This window comes from Actinokineospora sp. NPDC051303, assembly GCF_055586285.1.
The window spans coordinates 45,563-69,017 of the sequence record NZ_JBVJIN010000019.1; the positions used below are offsets into that span (position 1 = coordinate 45,563).

20 protein-coding genes are annotated in these 23,455 nt (G+C 64.5%); 9 read left to right on the plus strand and 11 right to left on the minus strand.

The window, feature by feature from the left end; genetic code table 11:
* Positions 1–12 precede the first annotated feature (12 nt).
* The 5 genes from ACZ6SD_RS16740 to ACZ6SD_RS16760 all read left to right on the plus strand — a co-directional run bounded on the left by ACZ6SD_RS16740 (position 13) and on the right by ACZ6SD_RS16760 (position 5,146).
* Complete coding sequence (locus ACZ6SD_RS16740) at positions 13–2,247, plus strand: thiopeptide-type bacteriocin biosynthesis protein (RefSeq protein WP_465317833.1); 2,235 nt, start codon at positions 13–15, stop codon at positions 2,245–2,247.
* On the plus strand, positions 2,198–2,785 hold the full coding sequence (locus ACZ6SD_RS16745) for an aminoglycoside phosphotransferase family protein (RefSeq protein WP_465317834.1): 588 nt from the start codon (positions 2,198–2,200) through the stop codon (positions 2,783–2,785). The genes ACZ6SD_RS16740 and ACZ6SD_RS16745 overlap by 50 nt, the downstream gene beginning before the upstream one ends.
* A complete protein-coding gene (locus tag ACZ6SD_RS16750; protein WP_465317835.1) occupies positions 2,695–3,183 on the plus strand; it encodes a phosphotransferase family protein in 489 nt (162 codons plus the stop codon). Before ACZ6SD_RS16745 ends, ACZ6SD_RS16750 begins: the two co-directional genes overlap by 91 nt.
* Positions 3,184–3,379: 196 nt before the next feature.
* Positions 3,380–3,763, plus strand: coding sequence for a hypothetical protein (locus tag ACZ6SD_RS16755; protein ID WP_465317836.1), 384 nt, complete (start codon positions 3,380–3,382; stop codon positions 3,761–3,763).
* 300 nt (positions 3,764–4,063) lie between these two features.
* Positions 4,064–5,146 (plus strand): AlbA family DNA-binding domain-containing protein, encoded by a 1,083-nt coding sequence (locus ACZ6SD_RS16760; protein ID WP_465317837.1) that lies wholly within the window; start codon positions 4,064–4,066, stop codon positions 5,144–5,146.
* A 181-nt stretch (positions 5,147–5,327) separates the two neighbouring features.
* Here the strand turns inward: ACZ6SD_RS16760 and ACZ6SD_RS16765 are convergent, their stop codons facing one another.
* From ACZ6SD_RS16765 to ACZ6SD_RS16775, 3 genes are all read right to left on the minus strand, one after another.
* Complete coding sequence (locus tag ACZ6SD_RS16765; RefSeq protein ID WP_465317838.1) at positions 5,328–6,194, minus strand: Shedu immune nuclease family protein; 867 nt, start codon at positions 6,192–6,194, stop codon at positions 5,328–5,330.
* A gap of 322 nt (positions 6,195–6,516) precedes the next feature.
* The gene (locus ACZ6SD_RS16770) at positions 6,517–8,133 is read right to left on the minus strand and encodes a UvrD-helicase domain-containing protein (RefSeq protein ID WP_465317839.1); all 1,617 of its coding nucleotides are present in this window, start codon (positions 8,131–8,133) and stop codon (positions 6,517–6,519) included.
* On the minus strand, positions 8,130–9,752 hold the full coding sequence (locus ACZ6SD_RS16775) for a TOPRIM nucleotidyl transferase/hydrolase domain-containing protein (RefSeq protein ID WP_465317840.1): 1,623 nt from the start codon (positions 9,750–9,752) through the stop codon (positions 8,130–8,132). The genes ACZ6SD_RS16770 and ACZ6SD_RS16775 overlap by 4 nt, the downstream gene beginning before the upstream one ends.
* Positions 9,753–10,115: 363 nt before the next feature.
* Between ACZ6SD_RS16775 and ACZ6SD_RS16780 the strand changes: the two genes are divergently transcribed.
* From ACZ6SD_RS16780 to ACZ6SD_RS16795, 4 genes are all read left to right on the plus strand, one after another.
* Positions 10,116–12,068, plus strand: a complete 1,953-nt coding sequence (locus tag ACZ6SD_RS16780; protein WP_465317841.1) for an ATP-binding protein — start codon at positions 10,116–10,118, stop codon at positions 12,066–12,068.
* Positions 12,069–12,317: 249 nt separating this feature from the next.
* Entirely contained in the window at positions 12,318–12,917 is a 600-nt protein-coding gene (locus tag ACZ6SD_RS16785) for a hypothetical protein (protein ID WP_465317842.1), read from the plus strand.
* Position 12,918: 1 nt separating this feature from the next.
* Positions 12,919–13,377 (plus strand): hypothetical protein, encoded by a 459-nt coding sequence (locus tag ACZ6SD_RS16790; RefSeq protein WP_465317843.1) that lies wholly within the window; start codon positions 12,919–12,921, stop codon positions 13,375–13,377.
* Positions 13,374–14,081 carry a hypothetical protein gene (locus ACZ6SD_RS16795; protein WP_465317844.1) on the plus strand — a complete coding sequence of 236 codons (708 nt, stop codon included), beginning with the start codon at positions 13,374–13,376 and terminating at the stop codon, positions 14,079–14,081. The genes ACZ6SD_RS16790 and ACZ6SD_RS16795 overlap by 4 nt, the downstream gene beginning before the upstream one ends.
* 70 nt (positions 14,082–14,151) lie before the next feature.
* On the opposite strand, the gene ACZ6SD_RS16800 is transcribed toward ACZ6SD_RS16795, so the two are convergent.
* The 8 genes from ACZ6SD_RS16800 to ACZ6SD_RS16835 all read right to left on the minus strand — a co-directional run bounded on the left by ACZ6SD_RS16800 (position 14,152) and on the right by ACZ6SD_RS16835 (position 22,934).
* The gene (locus tag ACZ6SD_RS16800; protein ID WP_465317904.1) at positions 14,152–14,877 is read right to left on the minus strand and encodes a hypothetical protein; all 726 of its coding nucleotides are present in this window, start codon (positions 14,875–14,877) and stop codon (positions 14,152–14,154) included.
* A gap of 81 nt (positions 14,878–14,958) precedes the next feature.
* The gene (gene ltrA / locus ACZ6SD_RS16805) at positions 14,959–16,446 is read right to left on the minus strand and encodes a group II intron reverse transcriptase/maturase (protein ID WP_465317845.1); all 1,488 of its coding nucleotides are present in this window, start codon (positions 16,444–16,446) and stop codon (positions 14,959–14,961) included.
* Between the two features lie 700 nt (positions 16,447–17,146).
* Entirely contained in the window at positions 17,147–17,503 is a 357-nt protein-coding gene (locus tag ACZ6SD_RS16810) for a helix-turn-helix domain containing protein (RefSeq protein WP_465317846.1), read from the minus strand.
* 440 nt (positions 17,504–17,943) lie between these two features.
* Entirely contained in the window at positions 17,944–19,353 is a 1,410-nt protein-coding gene (locus tag ACZ6SD_RS16815; protein ID WP_465317847.1) for an MFS transporter, read from the minus strand.
* 1 nt (position 19,354) lies between these two features.
* Positions 19,355–19,789, minus strand: a complete 435-nt coding sequence (locus ACZ6SD_RS16820) for an SRPBCC family protein (protein ID WP_465317848.1) — start codon at positions 19,787–19,789, stop codon at positions 19,355–19,357.
* A gap of 67 nt (positions 19,790–19,856) precedes the next feature.
* A complete protein-coding gene (locus ACZ6SD_RS16825) occupies positions 19,857–21,191 on the minus strand; it encodes a carotenoid oxygenase family protein (protein ID WP_465317849.1) in 1,335 nt (444 codons plus the stop codon).
* Positions 21,192–21,221: 30 nt separating this feature from the next.
* The gene (locus ACZ6SD_RS16830; protein WP_465317850.1) at positions 21,222–22,265 is read right to left on the minus strand and encodes a medium chain dehydrogenase/reductase family protein; all 1,044 of its coding nucleotides are present in this window, start codon (positions 22,263–22,265) and stop codon (positions 21,222–21,224) included.
* 90 nt (positions 22,266–22,355) lie between these two features.
* Complete coding sequence (locus tag ACZ6SD_RS16835) at positions 22,356–22,934, minus strand: TetR/AcrR family transcriptional regulator (protein ID WP_465317851.1); 579 nt, start codon at positions 22,932–22,934, stop codon at positions 22,356–22,358.
* Between the last annotated feature and the right edge of the window lie 521 nt (positions 22,935–23,455).

Consider the following 23,455-nt stretch of genomic DNA (forward strand, 5'->3'; position numbering starts at 1 on the left):
GAGGCACGAGGCATGGACGCGCCGCAACTCATGGACTCGTCGGGCGCGGAGCGCGCCATTCTCCAGGTACTGGGCGGAACCCCGCTGAACGATGCAGCAGCAGCCGAGCAAGTCGGACAGGCAAACCTTGCCGAGGCCGTCGAGATCTATCGGCAAGCCGGGCGCCAGGCACTCGAACGCCAGCAAGCGTCGGACTGGTGGCAGGTCTACATCCAGTTCACCGACTGGAGCACCTCCGAGCACGTCGCAACCAACAGGATCGGTCCACTGCTGAGCCAGGCCGAAGAGAGCGGTCTCATCAGCAACTGGTGGTTCATGAGGAAATACCCTTGCTGGCGACTGCGACTGCGCCCCGGTACAAACGGACAAGCCATGCGGGATCAACTCGCAGTCGCGTTCGACCAGGCCGCCGCCGACGGCCTAATCTCCCGGTGGTGGACCGGGATCTACGAAGCGGAGACCGCGGCATTCGGCGGCACGGAAGGCATGGCAACCGCACACGAACTGTTCAGCGAAGACAGTCGCGCCGTCATGCGCCTCGCCCACGACGGTGATGTCGGACTGGGACGACGCGAACTGTCGCTGTTGCTATGCAGCACCCTCATGCGCGCAGCTGGCTTGGAATGGTACGAGCAGGGTGATACCTGGCACCGAGTCGCGCAGGAACGCCCGCTGCCCGAGGACGTCCCGCTCACCAAGCTGACCACCATGGCCGGCGACCTCAAGCAGTTGATGGTGTCCGACACGAACCCGGATGGTCCACTGCTGTCCGCCAATGGTCCTCTGGCATCCGCGACAGCGTGGGCCGACGCCTTTCGGCAGGCGGGCCGAGCGCTGGGTGAAGCAGCCCGCGCGGGCACGTTGAGGCGCGGTCTCCGCGACGTCCTGAGTTACGTAGTGATCTTCCACTGGAACCGCCTGGGGCTGCCCGCGCGGACACAGAGCATCCTCGCGTGGGCCGCACGCACCGCGATCCTGGACCTTCCAGCGCGTTCGGCTCCGAGCCACGCAGAGGATCAACAATTTGCTGAGACAGCAAAGACGGTGACTTCTACCAACCGAGCCACCGAGGATGCATCGCAACGCATTTTGGCGCGGTTGCCGCTCGTACCTCAGCGCCGTTTTCGCTGTCCCGACCTGGAAACCAACGTGCGCAACGTGCGCGAGTGCGCAAATTCTTGCCACGAACCGGTCACCATGGAGGAGCGGATAAACCGGGCCTGCACGGTGTGGAACCTCTCCGCGTTGATCGCGGCAGATTGCGGGTTGCCTGACATCGCGGTTGACCTCTGCCGCCAGCAGTTCCAGATTTTCCGTGCAGCGTCGCCAATCTCCGGTGTAGCGGTGATTCCCTCGCTTCAGCCCCTGGTGAATCTTGCTCGACTGACCCGCCGAGCTGGCGATCCCGAAGGCGCCTACCGCGAGTTCGAGGCGATCAACCACGCCGTCCACAATGGCGGGAAGGTGATGATCCATGGCCAGCCTATCGACTTCGACGGACTGATCATCGATCGCCCATCGACTGTAGATCGTTGGCTGCGAGACGTCATGCGCGACGACGGAACCCGCGCGCTCGTTGCCGCTGGCCAGTGGGCGAACGCTGCTACGCACGCCGAGAAGTACGACGACGCGAGTACGCAGCTCCGCGAAGCTCGCCAGACGCGCATCATTGCACACGCCCTCAGCGGCCAAACCGATGCCGCGCTGGAGATGCTCGACAACACGGTGGCATCCGAAAACTGGGAGCGTGCGGTAGCAGCCTGCCTTCGCGGCTACGTGCTCCTGAAGAACCAGAGCCTTGGCACCGCTGAGATCATCGACCTGCTCAACATCGTCCGGCGAGCCTGCGAGGCCACAGACCGTCCCACGACGCTATTTCGTGCTCGACTCGGGTTGGGTGCTGTCGACCTAGTCCTCGCAGCAGGTTCTCAAGCGCGGGTTCTGTGCACCGGACTCGTCGAGGACGCCGAGCGGTCAGCAGATGCTTTTGTCGCGCGAGAAGTCTTGGCGCACGCCGAATGCCGCGCATGGTCAATGCCAGGGCAGCTAACAGGTTTGCGCGTACTCGTTGAACGGGCTGGCCTCGGCGCCGGGCACATCCCCTGGCCCGTGCTGACCGAGCTCGTGACATCCATCGAGGTCGCCGAGTCCGTCTTGACCGAAACGCTGAGCACCATGGCAAGCGGCGACGTTGGCGATGAGGAAGCCTCAGCCACTCGGGCAGACGCCGTGCTACGACTCCGTTGACGAATCGGATCGAGGACTTGTTGTGCCGCCACCGATCGCTGAGCTGCTCAGTGTCGTAGAAGAGGTGCGCCGTTGCCGTCGCCAGGGTTCGGCCACCCTCGATAGCGCCCTTCCGCGCCTGGAGCTCCGACCGCTGGCCGGAGGTCGAAACAACCTGGTTTTCGCCTGGGACGGGCCCGACGGCGAGGTCTGCCTCAAGCTGTACCGCACCGACAAACGTGATCGGGCCGCCTGTGAATATCAGGCCCTGACGCATGTCGCCGCCTGCGGCATCACCGCGGCCCCGAAGCCGCTCTGGCATGACCCGGACCCAGAACTTCCGGCCGTCGCGATGACTATGGTCGCCGGCCAGCCACTGTCCGACCTCGCGGAGCCCGCCACCGCACTGCGCGCCGCGATCACCGTCCTCGGCCAGCTTCGAGAAATCCCGATCGACCGTTCGTCGACATGCCCCGTGTCGACTCGGCCACGCACTACATGCAGCGGATCATCCAGGTTTGGGCCGCCCAGCTCGAAGACTGCAACCGCGAGCCGCTGACCGTCGACATGCGGTCACTCCTCGGCATCTGGGAGCAACGAGGCGACGCCACTGTCCTGGCCGAACCCGCGCCGAGGGTCCTCTCTCGTGGCGATTCCAACCTGCTCAACTGGCTCTGGGACGAGCCGAACATCCACCTCGTCGACTGGGAGTTCGTCGGCTATAGCGACACGGCGTACGACGCCGCTGAGCTGGTCGAACACCTCAGCGCCCACGCCATCGCCGACGAGCAGTGGATCTCGCTGTTGCCGGACCTCGGCATCGTCGACGACGCGCCGCGACGCCGGTTCCTTACTGCTCAGCGGACCGTCGCGCTCCGCTGGCTCAGCGTCCGTGGAAGCGGCGCAACCAGCGACCGGATGAGTTCGAGTTCCAGTTCAAGCGGGTCCGCGAGCTGATGAACAGCGACTTTCTATGACACATCTGGTATCGGCGTTGCCTCATGCGCGCTGTCACGATCGGGGCAGTGGCATCGGCGCACTGCCGGTTCCGCGATTGCCGTCCAGCCCGCTGTGCGGCGCCGGCGCCTCGGCCGATGGTTGTTCGCCATACCGTGCGGCCGAACACGGGCCGCCGACTGTGTACCTGCCGTGTGTGGGTCAGCTCGACCTACCGAGCGATGACGTGGCGGCCATCGCTGTGAGCGTCGAAGACGAGCAAGCCGCTGCAGCCGCAGCACGCGAAGACTTCGAACGCAAGTTGCACGGCAAGCGGCGCAAGGTCACAGTGAAGTTTGTCGAGTTGACCGACACGACGCCGGTCCAAGGGCCGGAGAGCGAGATGCTGGGCAATGTGGTCACCAACGACTTCCTCGCGCTGATGGACGCCCGGAACCGGGAAATCGTAGTGCTGCTCAACAGTGGCATGATCAGCAAGACCGAGATCGCGGACATACTTGGATACGCCAACCACAGTGCCGTTTCGAAGCGCCTGACGCAGATCCGCCGCGCTGCGGTGGAGTACTTCGACGAGAACTGAATTGCCTTCGGCGTTCAAACTCATACAGGCATGTGACAACTCACGTCCCGCTGTCACGTGGTTCACCTCAGGCTACAGCTCCGCGAGGCAGGTTCTCGAACGCATGTGCGAATATAGTGTACGTTGCTGGTCATGGATCTGGAACTGCTCGGAACTGGCCGCCGGACGGCCCCCTGCAGTACGGCCGCGACAGCGTTTGCGCCGTGGTCGCCACCTTGCCGGCTTGCGTATACCCGGTCATGACCGGATGACCATGAAACGTTTGTTCAACCAGCAATCCCAAAAGGAGAGGGTCATTCCGTGACGAGTGCGTCTGGCCAGCCACATCAGCCTGTCGCCGACTACCAGGATCGGATCTCGCGTCAGGTATTCGAGCAGCTGGTGTCGGTGCGCGGGGAAGGCGATGAATGGGACTTCAAGGCCACACTGAGCAACCTCTCTAGCACTTCTGCCAGAGTTAACCTGGCCAAGGACGCGCTTGCCTTCTGTAACCTGCCGACTGGTGGGACGATCATCGTCGGCGTGACAGATGACTACGAGCGCGTCGGCCTGACCGCCACTGAGAAGATCGATACTACGGTCATCCGCAGGGCGATTGAGAAGTACATCGACGGCGACTTCATCGTGTTGGCAGCCGAACACACGCTGGTCGAATCCGGCGCGGACGAGGGGAAGCGATACGGGATAATCCACTTCCGACGTCGCTTCGCCCAGCCCGTGCTAGCAGCGCGGGATGGCCAGATTGCGAACGACAAGACGCTCTTCCGCTCGGGGGACATCTACATCCGCCGGGGCGCCGCCAGCATCAGGGCGAACTCCGGCGACGTCAGGCACCTGTTCACGAACAGTATCGTCCATGAGGAACGCGTCAGGGCAGTGAACGAAGTGGGGAGCTGCCTGGTTGAGCAGCGGCGCCTGATGGGGGGCGTCGAGTTCTTGTATGACGTCCTAGTCGACTCCGAGTATCCCGAAGTTATCACCACGCCCGTTCTCTGTGCCTCTCTTGGTAAAATGACGCTGGGGCAGCACGCTGAGGACGTCGACCGCCTTCAGTTGAGAGTTAGCATGGTCAGGCCGCATATCCCCGAAAACCTCTATCAGCAGTACAGGGCCTGCGCCTCCCTCGCGGGAAGGCTCCACATGAAGGCGATACGGCAACGCGACGCTGGCGTCTTCGTGTCCTGGACCGAACTGGACAACGGGTCCCCTGACCTGCCACTACGCCAGGTGGCGCTGGAGCTCCTCCCGCAGGACGAACTCGATGGCTACTGGACAGGCCAGGCCGCTGGCATTGGCACACGCCGCCCGCTCCGGCCGCTCATCGACGCCGCCGAACGTGGCGTGCTTAGCGCAATCAAGCTCGTGCTGAATGGCCTTGGATAAATGCGGCTGACCAGACGGCTGTCGTTCCGCACCAGGCTTACGGACACGCCCACATGGTCAACGGTCATGAACAAGTCGTCTCTCCAAGCCTGCCAGGTGCACGTTGGGACTGCACACTCTCGTCCTCTCCGGGTATTGAGCGACCGTGCAGGACGGCGAGGTCCACATCAGTTGTCCGGCTTTAGTGGAACGGTGGCTTACCTGCAGCTTCGAGCAAGGTTTTGATGCCGTTAAAGATTTCATCGTATGTGTACACTGCAACATCCCTGAGATTGCGCCTATACAACTCAAATGATGTCCGCTTCTCCACCTCAAGCGCCTCACTGTTCCCAATAATCAGGAAGCATGTCGGGTCGTAAGCCGAACGTTGGTCGGCGCTCGAAGATCGATTATTTAGGCTATTGAATTCACTCAACAGGGATCGCCTACTCTCCAGCACCTGGGCAACCCCTCCAGTCAATTCCTTGCCGGGCAAGTAGGAATTGTCTCGATACCTGCCGCCCATCAGCTCCACAGTAGGGGTCTTTATCTCCACGCAGGCGACATTTGACTTGTAGAATGCTAGAAAGTCTAGGATATTTCCGCCCTTGTTGTTGAAACTCTTCCCGCCCACATAGGCTTTTCCTTGCAGGACATACGGCTTTGCCCCCAAGGCGGGCATAAAGCAGGTTGGAGTGGAATCAAAGAGTTTCTGCCAGAATTCTTCAGATCCGTTACTGGCGTTATCGACCCATGCTCGATATGCCACGCCGAGGGCGCCAGACTCCTCCAGCAGGACGTCACCCAGCGGATGAGCGACGCTTGCGCCTTCAAGTTGCGCCTTCACTCGACGAAAATGGTTATACTTAATCTCCTGGAGACGGTGGGCCGGATAATCGTCCGGATGAGTGTCGACAAGAAGATGATGGGATGGACAAAAAAGCAGGTGGTTCGCCCCGCTGGACCGATCCGAATGAGGTAAGTCAGGGTTATACCTAGGGCCGCCTGGATTTACGGCAAAAATGGACGCAAGCTGCAGTATTCCGGGCACTTCTTCGGTTATTGCCACGTCGCATCCTGGATACATGCACCTTCCTGCCGAAAGTCCATAGAGAACCCTTAAGTCACTCAACGATATACTCCGACTCACCTGAGACCTTTCATTATTTCATGACTACTAATTCTCTCACGAGATTGAGGTTTCCTGCAACGACTACTGCGTAGTCTTCCTGACGCTGCTCACGCACTCAACTACGGCCGCGGGTCGAACCATTCACTGATGCGCCCAGTATGACGTCGAGTTCCGCGAGTACCTATGTTTGACTGGTGAACCCCTGTGCGCCGTTCCGCCTCAGCGACGGAAATCGGATTTAGGGAATCCCGTAGAACCTCTACAGGGTAGTAAAAGGCGCGACAAGGGGGTGCGGACCGTTGGGCAACAGCAAGGTGACTCGTTGACGTGCTCTCGTCAGCACCACATACAGCAGTCTGCTCGCACTTTCGAAGGGCTCGGATTCGTTGCCGTAGTAGTCGCTGGGGCGGAACACTGCGACCACGGCGTCAGACTCGCGCCCTTTGGTCTGATGGAGATTCATCACCTGGAGGGCAGCCTGGTCGCCAGCGTCGACGTCGGTGAAGGATTCCATCCGCATGGTCTCGACTTGGCGGCTGACGGCATCGAGCATGCGACCGGACACGGTCATCAGCCGAATCACTTCGGCGGAGGCTCGACGCCACTGGCGATGGCCGCGGTTGAGTCCCAACGTTGGCCAGCCGGTGGCCGCGATGTGAGCGGCGGCGTCAAGGTCGGGCGCGTCCGATAGCGCGACGCGGAGTTCGTCCAGCCTGGCGGCGAGCAGACCGTCTGCTTGTCCTCTGCCGATGATGAACGCCAGTTCTGGGGCGTACTTGCTCCTGACGGTGGAGGTGTAGAAGACGGCCATCCGCACCAAAACGTTGTCCCAGGCGGTCGCGCCGGCGGCGAACTGCATCATCATCATGAAGGTGCTGAGCGCTTCTCCGTAGCTCTCGGAGAGGCCGACGGCGACGTGGTCGACCCCTCTTTCGGTGAGTGCGGCGGACATGGCTGCCGTGGGTTCGTTGCCGTGTAGGAAGATTCCGAAGGTGCTTGCTCCTTGCTCGCGACTTTCGTCGATCGCAGCGCACACCTCGTCGACCGCAGGATGGGCGTCGACCCCGGTCACGATACGAAGTCTTCCGTTGGCCGTGGCTTCTGCAAGGGAAGGGTGACTGAAGTTTCGCTGGCGCACTGCTTCGGCCACGGTGGGCAGGAGCTGGGTCGGATCTCGGTATGAGCCCAGTGGCAAAGGAATCTGTGTGGCGCCCGGCCGTGCGACTGCCGCGGCGAGCCTTTCGGAGCCGACGCCCTTTCGGCCGGGGATTTTGTCGTAGATCATCTGGTTGGGATCGCCGAGGAGCAGCAGGCGGTTGCCAACCTCGGTAAGGCGTTCGAGCAATCTCCACTGTTCGCTGTCGGTGTCCTGGAATTCGTCGCAGACCACAAGTGACCACCGGCGTTGCGCGAGCGGGCCGATGCGAGGAAGGTGCAAGACCTTGAGCGCTTCGGGAAGTAAGTCGTTGTAGGACAAGACAGTGGGATCTTCCTGGAACAGTTTGCTTTGCGCTTCACCACGCAGCGTCGGACGTTCGCTGTGCCCGATGTAGCGACCGAAGTCGCATATCAGTTGCCACGCCAACCCGTGAAACGTCAGCACGTCCACCCGATCGGCGACGTCGCGAAGGATTCCCTTACTGCGACTAAGGATTTGTGTCACCGCGGTTCGACTGAAGGTCAAGAACAACACGCGATCGCGAGCGGTGCCGGCAGAAGCATCCGCGTCTCGCCGCAGCAGGTGTGCGCGGGCTGCCGCCGCTGCAGTGACGGTCTTGCCAGTACCGGCACCTCCGAGGACGAGAAGCGTCGGTGCCTCGCTGTCGCGAACATCGCGTTGCTTGCCAATCGGGCTGAATCGGTGCGTCGTGGTCATACGGTCAACGTCACCGGCCCGGCGGCCGTCCCTCTCGCAAGTTCCACCGCCTGGCCGAGGAATCGGATTGCGACCGTGGGTGGCACCGACCCGGCGAGCAAATACACGTACTGAGCGTGCACTCCGGACTTGTGCAGCGCCTTCGCGAGGCGCTTCTCCAAGTCTCGGTCGTTGAGCTGTTCCATGTCAGCCAAGCCGAGCTGCCACTGCTCGTCCAGGTCCGTGAAGGCGTCGAGCAGGCTCTGCCGTGGGACTCCGTGCACGAGCGCCATCTCGATGGCGAACCGTTCGGGCAGGCGAATGACGTCATCGGCGACCTGCTGCGCTTCGGCGAACGAGGTGTCCGCGCCTTGGCCGGGCTTGTCGAAATCGAGGCCGGCGATCACCCGGAAGCCGAGTTGGCGAGCCAGCCTGCAGATCTTGACGACCTCGGTGTGGCCTTCGCTTTCGACGAACCGGACTCCGTACGCTGCAGGCGACATCTTGCCGGCGCGCCGTTGGCTGATGGCGGTCAAGGCTGCGACGTCGTGACGGCCTTCGAACACGACGATCGCCCGGCTGCTCATGGCGGGGAGCAACTGCAGGTGGAGTTGCCGCACCACGCTGAGTTCTCGCTTGTCGGACGGCGGCACCATCTGGTGAGCAGTGCGTTCGCCTGTTCGCACGGAGAGTCGCACCATCTCTTCGGGGCGAAACGCGCGTGCGGCTTCCGGACGCCGAGTCGACATCCACAGTTGATCGCACGCGGTTCGCAGCTCGCATGCCAGATGTTCGGCGGCACCGGCGTCGAGTTGGTCGCCGAAGTCATCGCACACGACGACCGCGCCGGCTTGGGAGGCGACCACGAGGGCTTCCGCAGCCGCCAGCACTGCGGCGGTCGTGGACCCGTGCCGGCGCAGAGGCAGCGCTTCCGGGGATCCGAGCCGCAGCGCTGGCTGGAGTGCTCGGAGCAGCCCAGCTACCGAGCCGCCTTCGGCGCGGAAGTTGACGATGTCCGCGATCGCGGTGTCAGCGTCGATATCGAGTGTTCCCCGGACGGGCTCGAAGACGTCGTCCAACACGCCGCTGACTACGTCGGTCGCGCTGAGCCCGTCGGTGGCACTGTCGACCGCCGAGGAGAGCGCCTGGAGAGCGGTGGTCAGGTCGTCCCCGCCCGAGTTCAGTAACTCGCGGAAGGCGCTGCCGGGCCGCAGGGTCAGGGGCTGGCCGGGCATCAGGACAGTGAACGGCAGCATGTTCCGGTCCGGACGACGGACCCGGTCGTAGCTCTCATCCTCGGGATCCGACGTTTTCGGATAGTTCACCCAGTGCTCGCCCACCCCCTCTTCAGGATTCCAGCGCAGCCGGTAGCACAACCGCAACACGAGCTCGTGGCGCTCCCCATCCAGGTCCTCGGCAGCGGATGCTTCGACAAGCACGTCGTCTTCGGCATCCCACAGTTCGAGCCGACGGAAGAAGTGCTGTTCGAGTACCTCACCGAGGTCGGAGAGCACGACCTCGATCTCGGCGGAGCGGATCTCGACCTCGGTGTCGCCGTCGGCAGACTCTTCCTCGCCGTCGGCAGCGTCCGCCTCGACCTCGTTGCCAGGATCGCTGTCGGCGGACGCGGCGAGGTACACGTCGAACTCGTTGGGTGGAGTCCGTGTCGAGTCGGGGTCAAGCACCCGGCGGATTGCCTCGATGAGGTCGCTCCTGCCCGCTCGGGGCTCGCCGACGACCAAGGCGTGTTGTCCTGCTCGCAACTCCAGTGCTCGCCAACCTCGAAAGGACGAGATACGCAACTGCCGAACACGCATACCGCAGGCTAGTTGCCCGCGATGAGGCTGTGAGGTGCAAGTACACGTTCGGGTGGAGTCGTGTAACGGCGACCGCGGGCCGCCCTCGTCCGATGCACGGTGGCCACGCCGGGCGCACACATTAGACCGAGGAGACGGGCACGTCAGAAGCCTGACGGAGCACTCGCTGATCCGTAAGCTGTGGCGGTGGAGACCAAGCAGGTACGCGCAGGCCGGGACACCATCCTCGGCTATGTGGAGCGCGCGAGCCCGGTCGACATCCTTGCCGAGCTGATCTGGAACGCCCTCGACGCGGAGGCAATGAACGTCGAGACGACGGTCGCCATCGGGGGCCTCGACGGGCCCGAGGAGATCGTTGTCCGGGACGACGGGCACGGGATGCCCCACGACCAGGTTTCGGACTTCTTTCTGACCCACGGCGAGTCGTGGAAACGGACTGGTCGGTTCTCCCCGAACATCAACCGACCGCTGCATGGCCAGCTCGGTCGTGGCCGCTTCCTTGCCTACGGCATCGCGGAGCGCGTCGAGTGGCGATCGGTATCGGCCGATGGCGACACCTTCAGCGAGTCGGTGATCCATGGAAACCGCAGCGCGCCGAACGAATTCACGTTCGACGGCCCGTGGCCAACCAGCGGCCCGGCCGGTACGACCGTCCGAATGGAAGCTCGGCAGACTTCGCGGGTCGCGAGCTTGGTCGACGGAGAGATCCAGCTGCCCTTGACCGCGCGGTTGGCGGCGTCCCTGCTGGCGCTCCCCGAGGTCAAGGTGCATTACCGCGGCCATCACCTCAATCCGCAGAACCACATCACGCACGACGTCGATCTCGACCTGGACCTCGATTCGGCAACCCTGCACGGAAAGGACAGCCCTCGACTGCGTGTCGTCGAGTGGTCGGCCGACATGCGGTCCAAGACCCTGTATCTATGTGACGAACGCGGTGGAGTTGTCACCGAGCACAAGCTCGGCCGGATGCCGCCGGCGCCGATCCACTGGACCGCCTACCTGCAGTGGGAAGGGTTCCGAGATCCCGACCTGATGGGCCCGGCGGATCTTCACGTACCCGATATCCGACACGGCGAGTTGCTCGCGGTCGCGCAACGCGCGCTCGCGGACTACTTGAACCGCCGGCTGGACGAGCAGAAGGGCAGCATCCTCGCTGAGTGGAAGGCCGAAGGGGTGTACCCGTACCACGGGGAGCCGCGCAGCGCCGCCGAGGAGGTGGAGCGAGAGATCTTCGACATCGTCGCGGTGGTCGCCAGCCCAGCCATCGGTCGGGACGTCAAGCAGAAGAAGCTATCCCTGCAACTGCTCCAGGAGGCCACCCGCGCCGAGCCCACGCGCACTAACCGCATCCTGAACGCAGTGCTCGACCTGAGCGACGACGAACAGGAAGTCCTGTTCGACCTGCTGGAACGCACCAAACTGGCCTCGATCGTCCGGGCCTCTCAGACGATCGCGGACCGCTCGGACTTCCTGCACGGGTTGCGCGGGCTGCTGTACGCCGACGAGACCAAGACCGTGTTCCGTGAGGTCGACCAGCTCCACCCGATGCTGGTGAACGAGCCGTGGGTCTTCGGCGATGAGTGGAGCTTGGCGCTCTCGGAGACCGGGTTGACCCGCGTCGTGCGCACGCTGATCACCGAACGCGGCGACGTGGAGTTCGCCTCGAACCCGGTGATGCTGCCGTCCGGCAAGCGGGGACGGGTGGACATGGTGTTCTCCCGCGCCCTGCCCGAGAGCGAACGCACCCGGCACCTGGTCGTCGAGCTCAAGCGCCCGATGCGACTCACAATGACCGAGTTCGGCCAGGTCAACAACTACGCGTCCGCCATCACGGCCCATCCAGAGGTCGTCGGCGCGCCGCACGACTGGGACTTCTGGCTGATCGGTACCGAGGTCGACGTGGCGGTCCGCAACCTGTACAGCGACCCCGCACGACCTGGCCTGACCACCAACAATCCCCGCTACCGGATCTGGGTCGTGACTTGGGGACAACTGCTTGATCAGGCTGACCGCAGGGTCCAGGCGTTCCGCTCGGCGCTCGAACTGGTCTCCACGGACCGGACCAGCCGCGCCTACCTCCAGCGCAAACACGCGGAGTTCATCCCAGCGCTCTCCTCTGCAGACGAGGCCGAATGACGTCCCGCCGCGTTCCGGGGCCTGCCGGCAAGCCGACGCGCCGGACGATTTTCGCGTGTCCTCAGCGGACGCCGACTGTATTCTGTGCGGCTCGCGCCTGACCGGTCCTCCGCGAGCAGGACGTCGACGGCGAGGTACGGGCCGATGCAACCACCTACGAGAGACAAGATCCGAAACGCTGTTGCCGCGCTGCTCGGTGCCGCACTGCGCGACCTGGCGGAGCGCGACGGCGCCCCACGGGTTGGCGCGATGGCGGACGTGCGGAACTGGTGGCGGTATGGCCAAGAGTCCTTCGTCGCACTGCGACCCAACGCCTGGCACATGCCCGAGCGGGTCACAGTCGTCGGCTGGCTGAACACCTTCGCCGAGATGACCGCCGTTCGCGAGGCGATCGACGCGGATCCCGTCCTGGGCACTCGTCTCGACACCATGGTCGGCACCGAGTTCTCGCTGAATCAGCGACCGCTCGACTGGCTCTTGGTGGAGCACTTGCTCGAACCCATGATCATTGCCAGCCGCTCGTACGAGTTCGACGAGGCGCTGTTCGAGCTCCAGTTCAACCGACTGGATGCTGGCCTGCGGGCCGATACCCTCCGCTTCGTCGAGTTCATCCCGCTCAACGGCTTCACGTCGAGCATGACCGACATCGCCTTGGCAGACGGCGTGGCCCTGCGCCCGATGACTGACCGCCAGGTCAGCCGAGCCATCCAGGTCCTAGCGGTACCGGCGGAGTTCAGCGGCGGCCCCAACAGCGTGCAGGTCTCCCGGTTTCACCAGTGGGCCGTGACGCGGGAGCAGAGCTACCCGGTCCAGTCGTACAACCGGCGAGCAGGTCGAGGCCGTACGTGAGGTGTACGAGATGCTCGGGAACTCAGTAGTTCAAGAGGACCGGTCGTTGCAGGTCGCGTTGCGTCGATTCGTGTTCGCCGGCTCCAAGGCCCAGCCAGGGGACCGGCTCATCGACCTCGTCATCTGTTGCGAAGCTCTGTTCCTGAAGCGACACGGGATCGAGGGGTCGCAGAAGGGCGCGCCTGCGGCTAGGAACGCCGGACGGCTCCTGGCAGACGACCCGCTGCTGAACGTCGGACGTGAGTCGGTGGAGCGGTTCGTCAGGGCTGCGTACCGGTTGCGGAACGCGGAAGTTCATGGCGACCATCCCGTCCGCCGATCGATGACGCTCCTTCATGGAGCAACCACTGAAGACCTCGCCCGGTTCGTTGAGGACCTTGGTATCGTGGTTGGTCGGGCGCTTCACCTAGTGCTGAGCGAGCTGTCACGCCCAGCTGCGGCAGCTGGCGCGGTCCGATGACGGTGCAACCGCCGGGATTGCTCGGCGCCGCAGGCCCGGCGCAGTTCGAGTTCCTGATCCATTTCTGCGGGCGGCCGAGCTCCGCAGCCATGACGCCGACGGTGCCCCAGACGATCCGAGACCTACAGCCATGGCAGCGGCTGCATAACATCCTGTGGGAAGGCCAAATCCGAGGCTTCGCGCCGTTCGGCTCCGACTCGCCGATGGTGTGCCTGTCGGAGAGCCCGCTGGAGCATCTGCGCTGGCTGCTGTTGCATCGTCAGTGGCCGCCGTGGGGCCTGCTGCTGCGACGGCAGACCGTGTACGACCTCGGCGGTGGCCCCGTCTGGTACGCCCGTACCGAGCACCTGGCGACGCTGCCGGAGGAGCTCCGCGGCTGGGCCGTACGGTTCGAGGCCGGGGCCAACCGATCGGACTGGCTGCACGAGCGCGAGTGGCGCATCCCCGTGCCACCCGACAACCCTGTACTGCCTCTTCCACCCGACTCCGTTCCCGTGATCCTCGTCGGTGACCCGCAATGGCAGCCCACAGCGCTGGTCCAGCGCACCGTCTTCGTCGATCATTACGGCATGCTGGCAGCGCCCGGACAGCCTGGTCATCCGCAGATTGTCGACGTACCTGAACTGCCGTACCTGTGGACCGCCGCCGTGGAACGCTGGTACTGGGATCCGGCAAGCCAGCAGATCTGGCAGGTTCCTCGCTAGCTGCCCCGCGTCGACAACCGCGGCGAAAGACCAGCAGGGAACGGCTGCTCCAGGTCACTACACGGTCGGTTCATGCGGCCATGGTGGTTGCCTCCTCCATTTCGTGCACCACGTCACCCGCGGCTCGCTGGGCGGCGACCTGCTCCTCGAACTCGGACCGGACGATCTTGACGAGCTGACGGGCCCGAGCGGCCCCCACCCCGAGTCGGACGCGCAACGTGTCAGCGGATATCGGCTTCTGATGAGCCGCACGGTGAGCCGCGTCTTCTCGCCGGGCCTGAGCCAAGAGAGCCTCCGGCGTGCGCCCAACGACTGCTCGCTCGTCACCTTGCTGCGGGACGTCCTCGTCGAGCTCGGGCCTCGTCTCCGGCGCCCCCTCATCCGAGTCAGCATGGACAGCTCGCTCAGGCCGATTGACTTCGCGTGCGGCCGGCACACGACTCGTGGCGCCGATTGCTTGCAAGAGGCCGGGGCCGACCTCTGACCAACCGATCAGGAGGAGCGGCCCTACCGCGTCGAACGCCGCCTTACCAAACTCGCCCGCGATCAGAGGTTCTGCCACGTTCAGCGCGAGCGTGACCACGCTCGCGAAGATCAGCAGCCGACGAGCAGGCCGCAGCACCTCGGGGGATGCACCGGCAAGCGCCAGATGCCGCGTGCCGAGCAGCAGCCCGAGGATCGAAAGATCAACCGCAGGAGCCACGAGCGGCGCGACCCAAGCGGGCACGCCGAGCTGGAGCGCGAGACTGAGGACGTTGGTGAGGTAGGCCTGCGGGCGCGGTGCCGGTGTTGCCACCGGCCGTTTCCCGCAGGCCCCCTCCCGCACCCGGCGTGCGGCTTTCACCGCACCGGGCGCTCCATGCGCCTTGGCCGCTGGTCAGCTACTGATAGCGGCAGCTGCCGGTTTGAGAGTCCATGGGGTCGGGATGGCGCTGCCGCGGTAGCGGTAGCGAGTCACTGCGACGCTGGCTGCGCCGGTGAACACGACCCCGTTGTAGGCGAACCGCCATCCCTTGTCGCAGAAGCGACGTCGGAGTTCGACCATTCCGATCCGGCGCTGGCCGCCATATTTGGCGCGTGTCCAGCGCATCAATCGACCCCATGCATGGTTGTCGATCGCGCTGAACACCGTCTTGGCCACTGCGTGCCGGAAGTAGTTCGCCCACCCCACCAAGACCCGGTTGACACTTCTCAACACCACATCCAGGTCCTGATTTCGGGTTGATCTGTACGTCCTGACCTTTACTTTGTCCTTGACCGATTGAATGGCCTTCTTGGACGGTCTGGTGTAGACACAATACTTGCGAGTCCCTCGGTTCCACTGGCGGCGCAGGGTGAACCCGAGGAAATCGAAGCCCTCGTCGATGTGGACCACACGGGTCTTGTCCGGTGACAGCCGCAGCCCCAACGGAGCCAGCACGAGTGCCACCTCCTCCCGCAATGCCTCGGCATGGTGCCGGTCTCCCGACACCATCAGGACGAAATCATCCGCATAGCGGATGAGTCTGCACACGCCCTGACCGGCGGCCTTGCGTTTGGCCCGCTGGTATCTACTGCCCATCTCCCGCCACTGCCGGTCGAAATAATCGTCCAGCGCGGACAGGGCGATGTTGGCCAGCAGCGGGGACAAGATTCCGCCCTGCGGTGTTCCTGTCAGTGTCTCTTCCCGGTTTCCGAGTTCGGTCAGAACACCGGCTTTCAGGAACGCCTTCACCAGCGCGCACATCCGCTTGTCCGCGATTCTCGCCCGCAGACGGTCCATCAGCGCCCGATGCGATATCTCATCGAAACAGGCCTCGATGTCCGCCTCCAGCACCCAGTGATAGTTCCGGGGCTTCGAGGCGTAGTAATGAATCTCGGCCACCGCGTCCTGCGCGCGCCGGTTCGGGCGAAACCCATACGAGCAGGGTTTGAAGTCTGCCTCGAAGATGGGTTCGAGCACCAACTTCAGGCTTGCCTGGACCACCCGGTCGGTGATGGTGGGAATCCCGAGCTTCCGGAACTTCCCCATGCTCCCCTTGGGGATCATCACCCGCCGTACCGCGACCGGACGGAACGCGCCCGACTTCAGCGCGTCCCGGATCTGGCTCAGGAAAGCCTCGGCCCCCACCCAGGTCTCGACCAAGCCAGCGCTGACCTTGTCGATGCCCGGGGTCCGCGCGCCCTGGTTGGTCGTGACGCGTTCCCACGCGCACACCAGGAACGCCGGATCATGAACGAGGTTGAACAGATCACCAAACCGGCGACCCGGTTGCTCGGTCGCCCAGCGATGTAGTTTGGTCTGCATCCTCCGTACCGTGATCGCCGCGGATTCCGCATCCGGCCAGACCACGGCGCCGGTATTCACCGGCGCGTCTTCGGACATTGCATTCCCTCTCTATCTGACGCACTGTCGCCCTTCCCCATGCGCACGGGCTTTCCCCGGCTCGGAGTACTACGGCGACTCCGCCCCAATCCCGGCCCTTCGACAGGCGTCGCGTCTATCCCCGCCCACTGCGCTGGTTGCGCAGCGCGACGGGGAACGCGACCGGGGTGGTTCCCACGTTCACTGTTGTCCGGTCGACGGGTGAGGCGCCCGGCTATACCCCTGCGGCATCGCCACGGCTACGCCGTAGACCTTCACCGTGGCCTCCAGGCCCAGACTTCGGAGACCCGACCTGAAGTTTCCCACCCCGTTGCCGGAATGGGTGCGCACCGCCCACCAGCCCAAATCCACCGGGTTAGAGCTGGCTATTCGTGAAGAGGCGTAACGAAACCGGTTCCTCGCGTACACCTTCCCGTCTCGCTCACCGCGCCCGGCCCGTCCGGCAGTACCCGGCCGACGCGACTTTGTCGAGGCTGCTCCCACCCTCCCCAGCGACCCCTGGATCAGGCTGCCTCCAGCTTCACCCCGCCGCTACGACGACGAAGCGATGGACGGTCTTCCACCTCCATCCGTAAACAACAGCGCCTCGTGGCGCACCCGAAGCCGAAGAGGAAGGTGAGTCCAACGACGACGCCCATGATCACGGTGACGGCCTGAACGACGGTGGCCCCCTCCGAACCTGACCGAGCTGCTGGCCGGGTCACCGAGGATCACCTGCTTCGACGCGCGGGCGCCCGTGGGTGTCTCGGGTAGCGATGCCGCGTTCGCGGAGCTTGTTGCGCACGGTGGTGTGGTTGACGCCGAGGTGGTCGCCGACTCGGGCCAGGGACCAGCCGAGGTTGTAGAGGTGGATGGCGTCATCGACCTGGTCAGGTGTGAGGCTGCGGCGGCGCATCGGCACGCCGTGCCGGTGGAGGATGTTGCTGACCGTTCGCCGTTCGATGCCGAACCGGTCACCGAGTTCGTACACCGTCGCGCCGGACTGGTAACCGGTAATCAGCTGCTCGACTTGTTCGGAGCCGAGTTGCCGAGCACGGCCGGGGCGGTCGCGCTTCATCGACGGTGGCTCGGGGGTATCGAGGCCTGGGAGCTTCTCACGGAGCTCTTCCAGTGCTCTGACCTGGTCTTTTATGTTCGAGTAAGGTCCCCTAACCTCCACAAGGTGTTTGAGCCCGTCTGATCATGGAGTTTCTGCTGATCAGACGGGTTTTTGTATTTGACGCTCGATCGTCGGATTGTTGGGGTCATGATGCCCCCATGGAGGAGTTCTGGAGGAAGTTTCTCCAGCTTGATCGTCTCCTGCCGGTTGGGCTGCTGGATTGTGGCGCCCCTCATGCCGACTGTGTATGTGGGGGGCACTGAGTTGTTTGTGCCAGGGGAGCTTGGTCTCAAGTGGTGGTGCGACACTGTGGTTGATCAGGAGTTCGTTGAGTTTTTCGGAGGGCGTCGTCCGGGCCCGGCGCACGGCTCAGCTGCGGACCATCCTGAACCCCGCTCCTAGTGTCGTGCGATTCTGTTGGAACGAAGCTGCTTCTCCTGCCTACGGCTGGTCTGTTTCGCAAGTGTCCGGTACTTCACTGTGCCCGCCACCAGCGTCGCGAGCGCCAGGACCGCTGCCGCCGCTACCAACGCGGCACGGTAGCCATCGGCGAGCACTTGGGCGGATGCGGCCACGTCGGCGGATCCCGCGGAAGCGGATATCGCGACGAACACGGATAACCCCACCGCTCCCCCAGCCTGGCGGGTGGTGTTGACGAGCCCACCTGCCAGCCCGGCGTCTCCTGTGGACACCCCACTCGCCGAGAGCCCGGTCAGCACCACGAACGCGACTCCCAGCCCGACCCCGACCGGCAAAGACGGCGCCGCGATGTCCGTGAGAAACATGCCGTCGGCAGGCATCCGGGCCAGCCAGAGCAAACCGACCGCCGCCAACAGCAGCGAACCAGTCAATAAGACCTTGGCATTGGCGACCAGGAGCATCCGAGGTGTCAGCGCCGACGCGATCGTGATCGCGACCGCCAACGGCAGCTGTGTCAGACCCGCGATCACCGGCGGGTATCCGAGCACCTTCTGCTGGTAGAGCGGTAGAAAGAAGAACAAACCCAGCCACGCGGCACCCAGCAGCGCCATCAGGACGTTGGCCAGGACGACGTCGCCCGAGCGGATGAGCGCGATACGGATGAGTGGATCCGCCCCGCGGACCTGCAGCACCGCGAACACAGCGAGCAGGACGACTCCCAGGCCGAGTGCGGCCCACCCCAGAGCACCCGCGGTGGACAGACCATAGGTGGAGGCAACAAGCCCGGCGGTGACCGTCACTGCCCCCCACGGATCGATCCGGCCGCCCGCCGGGAAGTCCGCCGGGACCAGCTTCCAGGTCGCGACCAGGATCGCGAGAGCCACCGGGACACCGGCGAGAAACACCGAACGCCAGCCGAGCCCATCAGTCAGCACGCCACCGAACAGCACTCCCGCCGCTCCCCCGACTCCGGATGCCGCACCCCAGGCGCTCAACGCCTTGGCCCGTGCGGCGCCGGATGGAGCGAGGGCGAGAACCATGCCCAGCGCTGTCGGCGCGAGCAGCGCCGCCCCTGCTCCCTGCGCGACGCGCGCACCGATCAGCACCGCCGTGCTTCCCGCCCAACCGGCCGCGAGCAGGCCTGCGGTGAAGATCACGGCGCCCGCGCCGAAGATCCGACGCCGCCCGAGCACATCGCCGAGCCGCCCGCCCAAGAGCAGCAGCGCACCGAACACCAGGACGTAGGAGTTGACGACCCAGGCCTGCCCAGTGGCGGACAGGTCGAGGTCGATCTCCGGCAGTGCCACGTTCACGATCGAGGTGGTCAGCACCACCAGGAACTGCGCCGTGGCCAGTACCGCGACAGCGCCGCGGGGAGCGGGGGCCACGTCACGACCGGCCGGATTCCGCTGTCGTGCGCAGGATTTCGAGCCAATCGCGCAGCGAGTCCTCAAGCGCCACTCGCATGTTTTCCGGATCGGCGCTGACGGGGTCACCGTCCCAGGATTCCTCGGTACGGACGGTTGTGCCTTCGCCGTCGGACTCAAAGGTCCAGCAATGGATTCCGATGATCCCGTGCGCGGAGCCACCCCACACGATCCTCTGCGGAGAATCGATTCGGTACACGGTCGAAACGATCGTCAGCCCCGAGGTACGCCAGCGGAACACGGCGCCTTCGGCGAGCGGCATTTCCAGCTCGGCGGTGTCGATCCCGGTGTGCCAGTCCGGCCAGCCACCGATATCGATGTGCAATGTCCAGACTCGCTCGATCGGCGCCGCGATCCGCGTGCTGAGCCGGACGACGACGGGCGCGTTCTCGTCCACTCGATCTGGGTAGGTCATGATGTCCTCCGTTGACTGATTGGTCACTCACTTGCGATGCGAAAAAAACTCAGTCGGCGATCCACGATCCGTGGATACCGCCAGGCACACGCCGAGGCAGTTCGACTGCCGCGACAGGAGACGCGGTAAAATCGCGGGCGTCAAGGACGAGCAACTCCGACGACCTAGTCGCGGCGTCTCCCACTATGGTCAGTAGATAGCCGTCGTCTTCGGCGGTCGCGCCTTCGGACGGCACGAAAACCGCCTCACCCGGAATCCTTCCCGTCCCGGTCGGCGCGAGAATCCGCTCGCCGGTTTCGTTGTCGTACTTGACGATTCCGATGCCATCAAGCCCGGATCCCGGGAAGGCGACGGCGTAGCTGTAACGGTTGCGGCGGCCGACAAAGTCCTCATTGATGGTCGGGAAGTCCGTGATCAGGCTGTCCAGCATGGACTCGTTCGCCCGTCCGGTCGCCAGATCGAGGACGTAGCGGTGCTGTGTCGCACCTCCGTTGGGGTTGACAGGATGTCCCGGCGCACCGATCCACCACTTCCACGACGTCTCCCACGCCGACCGGTCGAAACGCGGACCTTCGACGACCACGCGGCCGTTCCCGTCCTCATAGGCATTGGAAACGTGCAGCAGTGCGCCAGGCTCGACGTCATACCAGGTCACCCCGGCGCCGCCGGACCGCGGCAGCACGCCGATCCGCGGCCGGTAAGTGTTGCTCCAGCGATACGGGATCCCGGAGGTCTCGGCCATATCGAAGACGACCGACATGTCCAGCCACACCACGAAGTGCTCGGTGATGGCGAAGTCGTGCATCAGGGACGGCCCTGCTCCCTCGACTACCCGCTGGTGGACGATGTGGCCTTCCGCCGACGCCACGTAGTAGACGAGGTGCGGCGGAATCGGCGAGTACGCGAAGAAGTGCAGCTCCCCGGTAGCCGGGTCCTCCTTCGGATGTGCCGTCATCGCCGTGGCCAGCCTTCCGCCGAAGTCGTACGGGCCGACCGTGTCCAGATCGGGCGTCATCTCGAACGGCAGGTTGGCCTCCTGCAAGGCGAGAATGCGGCCTGCGTGTTCGATGATGTGAGTGCCCGCGACGCTGGCCGTCAAGTCGACGCTGCCGTCGTCACGGATATACGACGCACCGTCCAGGGCAGGCGTCTTGACCCACCGATTCCGGTACCACTCGGCCTGGCCATCGCGAAGCCTCAGGCCGTGGATCATGCCTGCGCCCTTGAACCAGTGCGTCGGCACGTCACCCGGTTTCGGATTGTGCCCGTTGCGGAAGTAGCGGCCGTTCAGCTCGGGCGGAAGGGCACCGCGAACGGTAAGGTTGTGCGCGGTCGCCTCATCGGCGACGGGTTCGTAATGCGCGGACAGATAGGGCTTGATCATGACGTTCTTCCTTACGGTGTAGGGATTCGGTCAGTTCTCGGAACCGGGAACGAGCACGACCTTCCCAGCGACGGTGCCAGATTCGGCTAGTGCCAGGGCGTCCGCGGCTTCGGTCAGCGGAAAACGGGCCGCGATCTGGGCGCGCAGCAGCCCTCGGGCGGCCAGATCGAAGACGGCATCAAGGTCCTCGGCGAGCCGGGCACGGAACCTGGTGACGTTCCGCTTGCCCGCCCACACGTTGTAGAAGTGCGCGTTTCGCTTGTTGGGCAGGAGGTTCCACCACAACAGCCGCGCGAACAGCTTCAGCACCGGCAGTCGGGAAGCGCCTTCTTCGTCCTTAGTGGACGCACTCCCGTAGGCGACCAACGTGCCACCGGAGGCCAGCAGCCGGAACGATTCGATGATTCCAGGCCCGCCTACGTGGTCGAACACGGCGGCCACTCCGTCAGGCGCCAGTTCGCGGACCCGTCGCGGCACGTCACCCCGATAGTCGACAGCGGTCGCGCCAAGAGCTTCCACCTTCACGGCGTTGCGGGCCGACGCGGTGCCGATCACGCGGATCCCGGCCAGCCGGGCGAGCTGGACAAGCGTCGAACCCACGCCACCACTGGCCCCGTGAACGAGAATCGTCTGTCCCCGCCGCACCCCGGCAATCCGATGCAGCATCTGCCACGCCGTAATCCCGTTGACCACGAACGTCGCCGCCTCATCCGCGCCGAGTCCGCTCGGGACACCGACGAGATCCGCGGTGTCGAGCAGGATATGACTGCTCCAGCCGCCGGTCTTCGTCAACGCCGCCACCCGACGACCGACCAGGGCCGCGTCGACACCCGGGCCCACGGCGGCCACGGTGCCGACGACGTCGTAGCCGGGCACGAACGGGAAAGGCGGCTGGTCGTAGTACTTCCCGCGCCGCATCTGCTGCTCAGCGAACGAGACACCCGCGGCCTCGACCCGGACCAGTGCCTCTCCGGGCGCTGGCGCCGCCAGCTCCCTGCTACTGGTCACCAATCCCGCCGGATCGACCCGCCCAGGCAGGACGATTTCCACGGCGGTGACAGTGTCTTCCTTCATCCGCTTACCCCCTCGCTAGTGTGTGACTAGTCAATCACTCGCTTGCCAAAAAAGACGGCCCCGTCACCGAGACGCGACCGTTGAGGCCGATCAGACTTTCCCGTGCACCTTCGGATGCCGGATGCCTTCACTCAGGATGGCGGACCATTCTCCTTCGTCACCATCGAGATCGAGCGTCGCGATCAGATGACAAAGCTGCCCGTAGGCCATGAACCGCTGAACTTGCGCGCCTTCGGCACCGGACCGACTCTTGGCGAAGGCGGTCACCTTGGCCAGCCCCCGACGAACCGCATCGGCGATTTCCGGCATGTCGGCGGCGGACTGGGCATGCACCTGCAGCATGATCAGATTCCGGTCCGAGATCAGCTCGGCGTACGCTCCGCCCATCTCGTGCAGGATCCGCTCGGGATCGCCACTTCCCACTCGAGCAGCTCCCGTCGCCAGCGCACGCTCCACCAGTTCGTAACAGTGATCGAGCGCGGCAACGAACAATGCGACCTTGGCGGGGAACAGCTTGAACACATACGCGGGCGAGATCGCCGCTCGCGCGGCGATCTCACTGACCGCCGTGCCGTGATACCCACCCTTGGCGAACTCCACGACGGCCGCCTCGATCACGGCGTCGCGCCGGACGTCCGATGTCGAAAGCGTGGCACGTCGTTTTGTCATGTGAGTGACTGTACACTCACTCCCCGCTGGAGTGTCAACCCCAGGACCCGCGGGATCTCTCCGGCGGCCAGGTCGACGACCGTGAGAGTGCCTGACCTCAAGTTAGCGACGAAGGCGCGAGCGCCGTCCGAGGTGGATCGGCGAAGCTCCCACGGGAACACGAAAGCCGAACATACGTATCGGGCATGAAGGCCACCAACTCACCGTCGGTGAGTTCACCCGTCTCACCATGGCGGACCACCCCCGCGTCGTGATGGGCCTGTCCGGGTCGGGCAAGTCCACTCTGGTGCGGTGTCTGACCCGGCTGATCGAGCCCTTCGCAGACCGCGGCCCGGTGTGCGTCCTGTACGAGCCGATCCCGGGGCACCGCAAACATGGGCAACATCAACAGCCGATCGGCTGGTACTTGAAGACAGCTACCAGCTGTGATTGACCGTTGGTGGTCTGGTTGTCAGCGGCCGACTCAAGATCCCCGAGTACGGCCAGATAGCCCGCCCCGCTCACGGCCACTTGTGCTTTCC